Annotated in this window: 10 protein-coding genes and 2 pseudogenes; 8 read left to right on the top strand and 4 right to left on the bottom strand. The window is 63.4% G+C overall.

Features of this window, described 5'->3' with window-relative positions:
• Positions 1–133: 133 nt before the first annotated feature.
• Complete coding sequence (locus tag E0501_RS12440; RefSeq protein ID WP_205123492.1) at positions 134–562, bottom strand: cytochrome c family protein; 429 nt, start codon at positions 560–562, stop codon at positions 134–136.
• On the opposite strand from E0501_RS12440, the pseudogene E0501_RS12445 reads away from it, so the two are divergent.
• From E0501_RS12445 to E0501_RS12465, 5 genes and pseudogenes are all read left to right on the top strand, one after another.
• Positions 552–1,733 (top strand): annotated as a pseudogene (locus E0501_RS12445) (IS3 family transposase). The gene E0501_RS12440 and the pseudogene E0501_RS12445 sit on opposite strands and share 11 nt — an antisense overlap.
• A gap of 61 nt (positions 1,734–1,794) precedes the next feature.
• A pseudogene (locus tag E0501_RS12450) lies at positions 1,795–2,499 on the top strand (IS6 family transposase).
• A 191-nt stretch (positions 2,500–2,690) separates the two neighbouring features.
• Positions 2,691–3,566: a BKACE family enzyme gene (locus E0501_RS12455; protein ID WP_137701659.1), complete on the top strand. Its 876-nt coding sequence runs from the start codon at positions 2,691–2,693 to the stop codon at positions 3,564–3,566.
• A 64-nt stretch (positions 3,567–3,630) separates the two neighbouring features.
• A complete protein-coding gene (locus tag E0501_RS12460; protein WP_137701660.1) occupies positions 3,631–5,298 on the top strand; it encodes a thiamine pyrophosphate-binding protein in 1,668 nt (555 codons plus the stop codon).
• A gap of 115 nt (positions 5,299–5,413) precedes the next feature.
• The gene (locus E0501_RS12465) at positions 5,414–6,121 is read left to right on the top strand and encodes a hypothetical protein (RefSeq protein WP_137701661.1); all 708 of its coding nucleotides are present in this window, start codon (positions 5,414–5,416) and stop codon (positions 6,119–6,121) included.
• Here the strand turns inward: E0501_RS12465 and E0501_RS12470 are convergent.
• Positions 6,078–6,812: a hypothetical protein gene (locus E0501_RS12470; RefSeq protein WP_137701662.1), complete on the bottom strand. Its 735-nt coding sequence runs from the start codon at positions 6,810–6,812 to the stop codon at positions 6,078–6,080. The two genes, E0501_RS12465 and E0501_RS12470, sit on opposite strands and share 44 nt — an antisense overlap.
• A gap of 120 nt (positions 6,813–6,932) precedes the next feature.
• Between E0501_RS12470 and E0501_RS12475 the strand changes: the two genes are divergently transcribed.
• Both E0501_RS12475 and E0501_RS12480 read left to right on the top strand, forming a co-directional pair.
• Entirely contained in the window at positions 6,933–7,811 is an 879-nt protein-coding gene (locus tag E0501_RS12475) for a crotonase/enoyl-CoA hydratase family protein (protein WP_137701663.1), read from the top strand.
• Positions 7,808–9,754, top strand: a complete 1,947-nt coding sequence (locus E0501_RS12480) for an oxidoreductase (protein WP_137701664.1) — start codon at positions 7,808–7,810, stop codon at positions 9,752–9,754. The genes E0501_RS12475 and E0501_RS12480 overlap by 4 nt, the downstream gene beginning before the upstream one ends.
• Positions 9,755–9,889: 135 nt before the next feature.
• On the opposite strand, the gene E0501_RS12485 is transcribed toward E0501_RS12480, so the two are convergent.
• Positions 9,890–10,522: a class I SAM-dependent methyltransferase gene (locus E0501_RS12485; protein ID WP_137701665.1), complete on the bottom strand. Its 633-nt coding sequence runs from the start codon at positions 10,520–10,522 to the stop codon at positions 9,890–9,892.
• A gap of 91 nt (positions 10,523–10,613) precedes the next feature.
• Between E0501_RS12485 and E0501_RS12490 the strand changes: the two genes are divergently transcribed.
• Positions 10,614–11,537, top strand: a complete 924-nt coding sequence (locus tag E0501_RS12490; protein WP_137701666.1) for a LysR family transcriptional regulator — start codon at positions 10,614–10,616, stop codon at positions 11,535–11,537.
• Here the strand turns inward: E0501_RS12490 and E0501_RS12495 are convergent.
• The gene (locus E0501_RS12495) at positions 11,509–12,492 is read right to left on the bottom strand and encodes a DMT family transporter (RefSeq protein ID WP_137701667.1); all 984 of its coding nucleotides are present in this window, start codon (positions 12,490–12,492) and stop codon (positions 11,509–11,511) included. The two genes, E0501_RS12490 and E0501_RS12495, sit on opposite strands and share 29 nt — an antisense overlap.
• Positions 12,493–12,569 lie beyond the last annotated feature (77 nt).

Below are 12,569 nucleotides of genomic sequence, written 5' to 3' on the forward strand. Positions count from 1 at the left end.
GGTTCGCTGGTCACAGTGTCCAAACTGTCCAAATGCCCAATTACCCGGCTAATGTTCTGGACAAATAGACAGATCGGGCGTCTTGGTGTTTATCGAAACGTTTTTCGGGTGAGGAACTGGCCCGGAAAAGCCTTCATTCTACCTGCATTGCCGCGAGATACTCGATCAAAGCAAGTATGCGCGTTCTTACGTAGGCTTCTGTTTCAATCGGTCCGAAGTTCATATCTTCCACAGGATCGAGCCGGGCGCGGTACCTCTGTCCCCAAACCGGCATGTCTCGTCCACCGTGAACAGCGACATCTTCTGTGCCATCAATGATCGCGTAAACTCTTTGGACGTGGAAAACGCCACCATTGTTTTTTTGAAGCATGGAAAGCTGGGGGAGCGTTTGAACATTCAAGTATTGGGCGATTGGTCCATCACCTTCACCCTCCGAACCATGGCAGGCGACGCAACTGTTCTTGTATTCAAATTCACCTAACGTCATTTGCTCGGTGAGCCTCCCCAACTGAACTGGTCCACCGCTATGGTTAGGAAACGGAGGACCGAGAATGGCAAACAAGCGACCGAAGCCCGAAGAGATTGTCTTGAAGTTATGGCAGGTTGAGGCCTTGATGGGGCAAGGCATGCCTCGTCTGGATGCGATCCGACAGATCGGCGTTGTTGAACAGACCTATTATCGCTGGCGCAAGCAGTATGGCGGAATGGGCGTAGACCAACTGAAAGAACTGAAGCGGCTGCAGAAAGAGAACGAGCGGTTGAGACGCGCTGTGTCGGATCTGACACTCGACAAGCTGATCCTGACGGAGGCCGCAAAGGGAGTGAGGGCCGTCTTGGAAATGGTCCAGTGGACCATTTCAGGCCTAAACGGGCGGAGCCCCTGAGCCCCGCTCGTCGTCGTGCCTGCATCGATCACGTGCAGAGCCGGTTCAAGGTGTCAGAACGCAGGGTATGCCGCGTGCTGGGACAGCACCGCTCGACACAGAGACATATCCCTAGGGGCCGTGCCGATGAGGATCGGCTGGTTGCCGATATGATCGAACTGGCCAGGCAGTATGGTAGGTACGGTTATCGCCGGATTGCTGCTCTGCTCAGAGAGGCTGGTTGGTCGGTCAGCGATGGTCGTGTCGAGCGGCTTTGGCGACGAGAGGGGCTGAAGGTTCCACGAAAACAACCGAAGAAGCGACGGCTTTGGCTGAACGATGGCTCATGCGTCCGGCTTCGCCCCGAGTACCGCAACCATGTCTGGTCCTATGACTTCGTTCATTGCCGGACAGATGACGGAAAGGTCTTCAGGACACTGAACATCATCGATGAGTTCAGCCGGGAATGTCTGGCCATCAAGGTGAAGCGCAAGCTGAACTCGGCAGACGTAATCCATGCCCTGACAGACCTGTTTATCCTACGGGGCGCCCCTGCCCTTCATCCGGTCAGACAATGGGCCTGAGTTCGTCGCTCAGGCCATCAGAGACTGGATCGCAGCGGTTGGTTCGCAGACAGCCTGCATCGAACCACGAAGCCCTTGGGAGAATGGATGCTGCGAAAGCTTCAAAGGCCGGTTCCGAGACGAACTGCTCAACGGCGAGATCTTCTACACCCTACGTGAAGCACAGATCATCATCGAAGAATGGAGGAAGCACTACAACACCAGGAGACCGCACAGTGCATTGGGATATCGCCCGCCGGCCCCGGAAACCATCATCCCGATGGAACCAAGGCCAATCATGCACTAACAATCAACTTGGACCAGTCAGATTGGGCTGCTCAAGGCAGGGAGCTGGGTAGCCTTTGGGCATGGCCAAACGCGGTCCCTTCAAATACTTCAAAACAAGCCCTGAGATCATCCGCTTGGCCGTGATGTTGTACATTCGGTTCCGGCTGTCGCTCAGGAACGTTGAAGATCTTCTTCATGAACGCGGCGTCGAAGTCAGCCACAAGACGATCCGCTACTGGTGGCATCGCTTCGGTTCCATGTTCGCCTCAACGATCCGGAAGCGTCGGATCGAGGGGATGAAATCTAGCCGCTGGCGCTGGCATCTGGACGAAATGTTCGTGAAGATTAATGGGGAGCGGCACTATCTGTGGCGGGTTGTGGACCACGAGGGAGAAGTTCTGGAAAGCTTCGTAACCAGGTCCCGAGACTAGAAAGCAGCGTTGAAACTCCAAAAGAAAGCAATGCGCAAGCATGTCAGGGCGGAAGAGATTGTCACCGACAAACTCCAGTCTAATGGCGCCGCCCTTGGTGAAATCGGCGCCAACGCTCGACAGGAAACCGGTCGCTGGTTGAACAATCGGGCAGAGAACTCGAATCTACCATTCCGACGAAGAGAGAGGGCCATGCTGCGGTTCCGGCGCATGCGAAGTCTTCAGAAGTTCGCTGCCGTTCATTCTTCCGTCTAAAACAACTTCAATCAGGACCGATCTCTCAACAAACGGACAAACTTCAAAGAGGCCCGTTCCGCCGCTCTTGCCGTGTGGCGCCAGCTTTGTTCCGGATAAGTTCACACCTTTGGCGACAAACTGAGACTAGTTCGAATTAGTCTGACAGCACCGCCACTTTCCCACCCGACAACGTCGCCAGGACCGCCCCTTGGGGCGATCCGACGTGACGGCCTGCTTGAATTCGCCGCGCGATGCGGCTGCACTGGCCCCGCGCCGCCCAAATCCGGCGCATCACGAGGAGCCAGACCATGTCATCCGTATTCCTGACCTGCGCGCTTGTGGGCAATTTCACCACGCGGCAGCACAATCCCAACCTGCCGATCACGCCCCGCGAAATCGCCGAGGATGCGCTGGCCGCCTGGCGCGCCGGGGCGGCCATCGTGCATGTCCATGTGCGCGATCCCGGGACCGAACTGCCCTCGATGGACGTGGCGCATTACCGCGAGGTGGTCGAGCGTATCCGCGACGTGACCGACGAGCTGGTCATCAACCTGACCACAGGCACTGGCGGGCGTTACCAGCCGTCGGATCACGATCCGGCCGTGCCGGGGCCCAAGACCAACCTCTTGCCGGCGGAAAAGCGGGTCGAGCATATCGTGGAACTGAAACCCGATATCGCCACGCTGGACCTGAACACCATGGTCTTTGGTGGCGAGGTGGTGATCAACGCGCCCCATTCGATCCGCCAGATGGCCAGGGCCATCGACGAGGCCGGATCGATCCCCGAAGTCGAGCTGTTCGATTCGGGCGATATCGCGCTGATGCACGACCTGATTGCCGATGGTACGCTGAAGCCCGGGCCGCTCTGTTCCATCGTCATGGGGGTGAAATACGGCTTCGTGCCCAGCCTTGAGACCCTGCTTTATGCCCGCTCGCGCCTGCCCGAAGGCGCGAAATGGAGCGGGTTCGGCACCGGGCGCGCCGCCTATCCGATGCTGGCGGCCACGGCGATGGCGGGCGGCAATGTGCGCATCGGCATGGAGGATGCCGCCTGGATGAACAAGGGCGAGTTGGCGCCGTCGAACGCGGCCATGGTGGAAAAGGCCAAGCGTGTGCTGGGCGATCTGGGTTATGGGCTGAAAACCTCGCAGGAGGTGCGCGCCGATCTGGGCCTGCGGCGCTGATGCGATGCGGCGTTGATCAATCCCCGCGGACATGGTCAATTCGCCACGAAACGAGGATGGAAAGATGATGCGAAACGGTGGTCAGCTGCTGGTGGAATGTCTTGTCGCGCTGGGCGCGACGAAAAGCTTCGGCGTGCCCGGCGAAAGCTATCTTGCGGTGCTCGATGCGCTGCATGACACCGGCGGGCGGCTCGATTACGTGCTCTGCCGCAACGAAGGCGGGGCGAGCTTCATGGCCGCGGCCTGGGGCAAGCTGACGGGCAGCCCGGGCATCTGCATGGTTACGCGCGGGCCGGGGGCCACCAATGCCTCGATCGGGGTGCATACGGCGATTCAGGACAGCGCGCCGATGATCCTGCTGGTGGGGCAGGTGGGCACCGACATGAAAGGCCGCGAGGCGTTCCAGGAAATCGATTACCGCGCGATGTTCGGCACGGTCGCCAAATGGGCGGTCGAGATCGACGACGTCACCCGCATCCCCGAAATCCTGTCGCGCGCGTGGAAAACCGCCACCACGGGCCGCCCCGGCCCGGTGGTGATCGCCCTGCCCGAAGACATGCTGGCCAGCCAGACCGACACTGCGCCCCTGACCGGCCCGATCGTGGTGCCCGAGCCCGAACCGGCGGCATCCGCCCTTGCAGAGGCGCGCGCCATGCTCGAGCAGGCCGCGCGCCCGCTGATCCTCTATGGTGGCTGCAACTGGACCGATGCCGGCCGCGCCGCGCTGCAGGATTTCGCCGAAAACTCGGACATCCCCGTGCTGTCGGTCTTCCGCTACCAGGACCGGTTCGACAACCACTCGCCCTGTTTCTGCGGCGAGGCCGGGGTGGGCATGGTGCCCGCGGTGAAAAAGCTGATCGCCGAGGCGGACGTGATCCTCGCCGTCAACAACCGCTTCGGCGAAAACTCGACCGATGGGTATACGCTGCTCGACGTGCCGGTGCCGAAACAGCGGCTGATCCACGTGCATGGGTCCGAGGCCGAGCTGGGCAAGGTCTATCAGCCCGAACTGGCGATTCAGGCCGGGCCCAACGCCTTTGCCACGGCGCTGGCCGCGGCGCCCGTGCGGGGCGCATGGGCCGACTGGCGCGAAGCCGGGCGCGCGGCTTACGAGGCCGGGTTCGACCTGCCCGATCTGCCCTCGCCGGTGGATATGGGTAAGGTCACCGCGCATCTGCGGCAGGTCCTGCCCGAGGATGCCATCGTGACCAACGGCGCGGGCAATTTCGCCATCTGGTCGGGCAAGTTCCTGAAATACGGTCCGAAAATGCGGCTGCTGGCGCCGCAATCGGGCGCCATGGGTTATGGCATACCGGCGGCCATCGCCGCCAAGGTGGCCGATCCCGCGCGCACCGTCGTCTGCTTTGCCGGGGACGGTGATTTCCAGATGACCTGCCCGGAGCTTGCCTCCGCCGCGCAGGCCGGGGCACAGCCGATCATCCTGGTGCTGAACAACGGCACCTACGGCACGATCCGTGCGCATCAGGAGCGCAATTTCCCCGGCCGGGTTTCGGGCACCGACGTGGTGAATCCGGATTTCGCGGCGCTTGCGCGCGCCTATGGCTTCCATGGCGAACGGGTCGAGACGACCGCCGATTTCCCCGCGGCCTTCGAACGCGCACTGGCCTCGCAGAGCGGCGCGGTGCTCGATCTGGCGATCTCGGTCGAGGCGCTGACACCGCGCGTGACGATGAGCGAAATGCGCGCATCGGCGCTGCAGGCGCGGGCCTAGCCTGCCGGCGGGATTCCAAATAGCCACAGCTGCCGATTTGTTGTGCAACTGCGGCTTGAACGCTGAATCTTTCGCGCGTAGGACCGTTGCATAAAGCAGGCAAGCACGGTCAACGATGCGCGAAGAGCAGATCCTGAGGTCAGTCGCGCCGTTCTACGAAGAGATAGAACGGTTGGGCTATGACGTGCGTGCCAGCACCGATTTCGACGAAATCCAGCGCCTTGTCGCCAAGACGGGGCGGGCAAAGCAGACCCCGATGATGTCGATCCCGCGCAACGATTTCACGTCGCAACGGGCCTTCTGGCTGTTTCTCTACAAGGATGGTGAGGTGGTCGGCGGGATCGCCGCCAAATATGACCAGTTGGGCGAAGAAAGCTTCTCTTCCTACATGCGGCGCACCTCACGTGAGCAATACGGCCGTGACACCGACCCCATCGAGCGGATCGCGAAGCCTGTCGAAGACCTGATAGGCGGTAATGTCGTCTATATCGGAGAGCTCGAATTCCACCCGGATCACCGCGGGCGGCTTATCCTGCTAGAAGCGGTGGGCAAGGTGATGCAGGGGCTGGCCGCGGTGAAATGGTCAGACTTCGACTGGATGTACGCCATCATTCCCGAAGAACACCTGAAATTCGACCATATCTACGGCTTCACGCTAACCGTTCCAGACGCTTTCACCTGGACCGCGCCAGAGCCGCCCGGGCGGCTGAACACGCATGCCCTTCTGGCGGTCGAGGGGCGTCACCTTGAACATCTCATGGTATCTGCGGCGGCTCGCCTTAGACGGAATCGTAGTCGAGCAGACGCGCGAAAACGAGCGTAAGCTGCTCTCCATCCGGGGTTTGCACAGGCGCCATGATGCGGCGATAGCTGCCTTCGACTGGCTGACCGTTCAATTCGACGGCGATCGTCACGTCCTCAACCAGGTAACGCTGCGAATTTCGTACATGCCAATGGGCTGCGAGCGAATTGTCGATGATCGAGCGGCTGAAGGTGCTGACTGTCTGCAGATAGGTCGAGGTGTCTTCGATGTTGAAGAACCGTGCGGCCAGGCTGTGTTTGCCGATGTGCTTGGGACGCATGATGCTGTCACCCTGCTCAACCTGGCGAAATAGATCCACGCGTTCGCGGAGCACGTCGAAATCCTCAAGCCTGCTATTGTTGCGCTTGAGCCAGTTCAGCACGTCGTCGATCATGATATCGCTGCCGTTGCGCAGCATTTCCTCCTGCACGTCGCGCAGGGCCTGGCTGTAGGCGGCGGCGGCCCGTTTGTGCAGGGCGGCGCTGGTCTGTGGGGCCAGAACGCCGATATCGGCGCGCTTGCTGCGAAACGCCTCGAGCGAGACACCGGCCGCATCGCACAGTGCCTGGATCGACGAGAACGGAATCTCGCGCTCCTTGGCGATCTGCGTGTGCAGCGTGGAATATTTCAGCCCCGCGGCCTCGCAGGCTGGTTTCAACCCGCCGAAGAAGCGCTTGCAGAAATCAGAGGTCAACTTGCCTAACTCGGTCATGGGTTTATTTCCAATCGCCAAATGCGTGTTTGTCAATACGCAAGTGCACATTTGCCTGAAATGGTTTTCGCTTGCCGTGTCATGGGCACCCTGTTTCCATATCCGAAAGGGAGGAACGACATGCCGAAGGTGCTGTACGAGAAGGACGGCCGGATCGCGCGGATCACGCTGAACCGGCCGGAGGTGATGAACGCCATAGATGATGACCTGCCAACCGAACTGGCCGCGGCGGTTGAACGCGCCGATGCAGACACGGGCGTGCATGTGATCGTGCTGTCGGGGAACGGCCCGGCGTTTTGCGCAGGTTATGACCTCGCCTACTACGCGGAAAAGAACGGCGCGGACAACAATGTCACCCAGGACATGCCCTGGGATCCGATCAAGGATTACCGCTTCATGTGGGGCAACACGCAGAAATTCATGTCGCTGTTCCGTTGCCTGAAACCGGTGATCTGCAAGGTGCATGGCTATGCGGTGGCCGGTGGGTCGGATATCGCGCTGTGTTCCGACATGGTGATCATGGCCGAAGAGGCGCGCATCGGCTATATGCCCACCCGCGTCTGGGGCTGCCCGACCACCGCGATGTGGGTCTATCGGCTGGGCCCGGAAAAGGCCAAGCGGATGATGTTCACCGGGGACAAGATCACCGGGCGCGAGGCCGCCGAGATGGGCCTCGTGCTCAAGGCCGTGCCCGAGGACGCTCTCGATGACGCGGTCGAGGAGATGGCCGCGCGCATGGCTTCGGTGCCCATCAACCAGCTGGCGATGCAGAAGATGGTGGTGAACCAGGTGATGGAGATGACGATCAACTCCACCCAGCGGCTGGCCACGGTCTTCGACGGCATCACCCGTCATTCCCCCGAGGGCCTGAACTTCAAGGCCCGGGCCGAGGAAATGGGCTGGAAACAGGCCGTTCAGGACCGCGACGAGGGCACCTGGGACTGGACGGCGAACGAACCGCTGCCGAAATCGAACCGCGATCCGGGGGATGCGCCATGAGTTTCGATCACCTTCTGTCGCCCCTGACGATCGGGCCCAAAACCGTGCGCAACCGGGTTTTGGTCACTGCCCATGTGCCCGGCCTGGCCGAAAACGGCGTGCCCGGTCCGGCCTATGCCGCCTATCACCGGGCCAAGGCCGCGGGCGGGGCAGGGCTTCAGATCACCGGGGCGACGCCGGTGCACCCGTCCTCGGGGCGCGCAGGCAAGGCGATTGCAAATCTCGATGACAGCGTGATCGCGGGTTATCGCATGGTCTCGGACGCGGTGCATGAGGAAGGCGGCATGATTCTGGCGCAGTTGGCCCATTACGGCGCCACGCTGGGCGAGGGCGAGCCGGGCAATCCCGGCTGGGGCGTGACCGACCAGGCCGCCGATCTCTACCGCGCGCAGCCGCACGCGATGACCGTGGCCGACATCCACGAACTGATCGACAGTTTCGCCGCCGCGGCGGGGCGGGCGCAAGCGGGCGGCATGGACGGGGTGGAAATCCTCGCGGCTTTCGGGCTCCTGCTGGCGGCGTTCCTGTCGCCCTACACCAATACCCGCAGCGATGCCTATGGCGGCAGCCTGAAGAACCGGCTGCGCCTGCCTTTGGAGGTGGCCGAGGCGGTGCGTGGCGCGGCAGGCCCCGACCTGATCGTCGGCATGCGCGTGCCCGGCGACGAGTTTGTCGAGGGCGGCATCGACATCGTGCAGATGCGCGAGATCGCGCCGCGCCTCGCGGCCTCGGGGCATATCGACTACCTGAATGTGATCGCCGGCAACAACATGGACCGGGTGAACCGCGCCACCCACTGGCCGCCCACGCCCGCGCCGCACGGTCTGTTCGTCGACCTCGCGGTGCAGGTGAAACAGGTGGTCGACATCCCCGTCTTCACCACCGGCCGGATCACCGATCCGGCGATGGCCGAGGCAATCGTGGCGCAGGGCCGCGCCGACATGGTGGGCATGACCCGCGCCCAGATCGCCGATCCTGAGCTGGTGAAGAAGCTGACCGAAGGCCGCGCCGAGGACATCCGCCCCTGCGTCGGCGCCAATGTCTGCATCAAGCGTGCGCTGGGCCCCGGGCCGATCCGCTGCCTGCACAACCCCGAGGCCGCGCGCGAACATGCCTGGGGGCCGCAAACCGCCGCCGGCACGCCGCGCCGCGTGGCGGTGATCGGGGCCGGGCCGGGAGGATTGGAAGCCGCGCGCGTGGCGGCCGAGCGCGGCCACAAGGTGACGGTCTACGAGGCCGAAAGCCACTTGGGCGGGCAGTTCTACCTGCGCGCCTCGATCCCGACCTGGGCCGAGTTCGAAGGCGTGATCAACTGGCGGCGCGAACAGCTGGAGAAACTGCAGGTGCCCATCCACCTGGGCCGCCGGATCACGGCGGACGATCTGCCGGGGCTGGAAGCGGATGCGCTGATCCTGGCCACCGGTGCCGTGCCCAAGGCCCCGCGGGTGCCGGGTGATGGCTCGGTCCGCGTAACCACGCCGCATGATCTGATCCGCAACGGGGCGGGCGATGCGCAGACCGCGCTGATCTGGGACCGGGCGGGCGGTGTTGTGGCCTCGGGCGCGATGGACGCGGCGCGGGACATGGGGCTGAACCTTCACATAGTCACCCCGCAGTTCATGGTGGCGGAGGATACCGATGTGATCCAGCGCGTGCCGCTCTATGAACGGCTGTTGTCGGAGGGCGCGCAGTTCCATCCCAATTGCGACCTGGCCGATGTGGCTGGTGGCACCGTCACCCTGCGCAATGTCTATTCCTATGCCGAGACGCAGATCGCGCCGGTCGACCTGATCGTCGCCTGGGACGGTCGCAGCGTGGTCGAAGATCTGCGCGGCGCCGCCGAGGCGCAGGGGATCGAGGCCCACGTGATCGGCGATGCCTCCGCACCCCGCACCGCCGAGTTCGCCATGGCCGAGGCGGCGATGCTGGCGCGCAGGCTCTGAACCCGCCCCCGCGCCGGCGCGCCCACCCACCCGCCCCGCACCGGCGCGGGGGCTTGGCGCAGGCCCGCCTTTGTTGGGCTGGTGGAGAGCGTGGGCTGATGAGTATTTTTGCCAAGAAAGACCGGCAGGGCGCCTTTATGCCGGCCGGCGCGCGACGATGAAGCGGCTTGGCGGGGCATCGCTGTGGTTGCCGGCTTCGATGATTTCGAGTCCGGCACCTTCGAATGCCGCCTCCAGGGTGGCCACGTCGAACCGGGAGACGAGAGGGGCCTTGCCGATCCATTGCAGCACGGGCAGCAGCATCAGCAACGCGCGCACTTTCCAGCCTGCCTCAGCGCCGGCAAGGCAGGGGGTTTTCGAGATGAAAAGCCCCCCGGGCCGGAGGCGCGCCGCAAGCGCGGCCACGGTGGCGGCGGGATCGGCTACGAGGTGAAGCATGTTGAAGCTCATCACCGCGTCGAAGGCGCCCTCGGGCGGCAGGTCGGCCGGGGAGACGGCGAACTCGACATTGCCGATCCCTTGGTCCGCCACCTTGCGCCGGGCGATCTGCATCATCGCCTGCGAATAGTCCGTGGCGAGGATCCGCTCCGCCGCGTCGGCCAGTTTCAAGGCCGTCGTGCCGGTGCCCGCGCCCACTTCGAGCACGTGATCCCGCGGGCCAAGATGCGCGCGCACCCGGCTCAGCGTGTGGGCATAGGTTTCTTCGTCCTGAACGGGACGACGGGCATAGCGCTCGGCCATACCGTTCCAGAACTCGGCGTTGCTCATCTTGCATGTCTCCTTGTCGCTGATGGTAGGCTAAGGCATGCGGAAACCTGCGGGAATTGCCGAAATTCGCAGGACTGTTATACGTATATGCATGAATTGGAGCGATCTGAATTTCGACTGGAACCAACTGCGCGCCTTTCTCGCCACGGCCGAGGAGGGCTCGCTTTCCGCTGCCGCGCGGGCGCTGGGGTTGACGCAGCCTACGCTGGGCCGGCAGGTAAGCGCGCTGGAGGAAACGCTGGGCATCGCGCTCTTTGAGCGGGTCGGGCGCGGTCTGGAGCTGACCGCGGCGGGGCGCGAGATCCTGCCGCATGCCCGCGCCATGGGCGCGGCGGCGCAGCGCGTGTCGCTGGCCGTGGCGGGCCAGGCGCAGGCGCTGGAAGGCAAGCTGAAGATCACCGCGTCGGACGTGTTTTCGGCGCATTTCCTGCCGCCGGTGCTGGCCCGGCTGCGCGCCGTGGCGCCGCGGCTTGAGATCGAGATCGTCGCCGCCAACGATATCCGCGATCTTTTGCGCCGCGAGGCCGATATCGCCATCCGCCATGTCCGTCCGAGCGAGCCCGAGCTGATCGCCCGCAAGGTCCGCGATGCCACCGCGCATTTTTATGCCACCCGGGGCTATCTTGCGCGGCGCGGCCGTCCGAAGACCCTGCAGGAGCTGATGCGGCACGATTTCGTCCATCCCGGCGATGCCGACCGTTTCCTCGACCACATGCGCGCGATGGGGTTGGCCCTGGGGCCGGAAAACCTGCGCGTGGGATCGGATAATGGGCTGGTCGCCTGGGAGCTGGCGCGCCAGGGCCTGGGCGTGATCCCGATGTCGGACGAGGTCGCCGCCCGCTGCCCGGAGATGGAACGGCTCTTGCCGGGGATGGAGCCGATCACCTTTCCGGTCTGGCTTGTCACCCATCGCGAATTGCACGGCTCGGCCCGGGTGCGGCTGGTCTTCGACATGCTGGCCGAGGCACTGGCGCGGCCCTGGGCGCTCAGTACCGGCGATGCACCCGGCGCCTGACCATCGGACGCGTCTTTCGGCGCTCGCGGAAGAACACGAACAATCCCGCCCCCACGATCAGCGCGATGCCCACCATCACCCAGGGGCCCGGCAGTTCGGCCCAGATCAGCCAGCCCCAGAAGATCGCCATTGGCAGGCCGACATATTCGAAGGGTGCCACCGTGGCGGCATTGGCCAGCCGGTAGGCCTGCGAAATCGAGTAGCCGATGATCGCGGAATTCAGCCCCAGCCCGAGGAAGAGCCAGCGGTCTATCCCCTGCGGCATCTGCCATTCCCTTAACAGGAAAATCAGGCTTTCGTTGTCCGCGCCTTCCGCAAAACGCCCGTCGCCGGCCACCGTCCAGACGGCCAGCGATACCACGATGAACATCCCCTGGATATAAACCGCCAACGCCGAGGCCTTGGAATTCACCCCAAGCTTGCGGGTCATCACCTGGTTCAGCGCATAGGTCGCCGCGGCCACAACCGGCAGCGCCAGAACCCAGCGGCTCACGCCCAGCGTGCCCTGGCTGGCCCAGGGCTGCATCATCACCACCACGCCGATGAACCCGACAACAACCGCGCCCATGCGCATCGGCCCCACCTTTTCGCCAAGGATCGGGATCGAAAACAACGTGATCATCAGCGGCGCGACGAAGAACAATGCCGTCGCATCGGCCAGCGGGATCACCGCCAGCGCAGCGAAAAAGGTGAGGTTCGAGATGACGATCAGGAACCCGCGCAGCGCATGCAGCCCCGGCGTGCGGGTTTTCAGGATCCGCCATCCGCCCTCGTACTGCACCATCATCAGGCTGAACAGGATGCCCACGCCCGAGCGGATCAACACGATTTCATGCAGCGGGTAACCGCCCGACAACTGCTTGACCAGCATGTCGTTGACGGAAATCGCGGTCATCGCCAGCACGATCATCACGATCCCGGCGGCGGGTCGGTTCTGGGCCATGTCTGTGGTCATGGGCGCCTGTCTGGCATGGGTGACCGGGCGGTTCGCGTGCGTTTGCGACATTCTGGACCATGCCCGTGGACTGGCCT

Source organism: Marimonas lutisalis, from assembly GCF_005434965.1.
In the GTDB taxonomy this organism is placed as follows: Bacteria; Pseudomonadota; Alphaproteobacteria; order Rhodobacterales; family Rhodobacteraceae; genus Marimonas_A; species Marimonas_A lutisalis.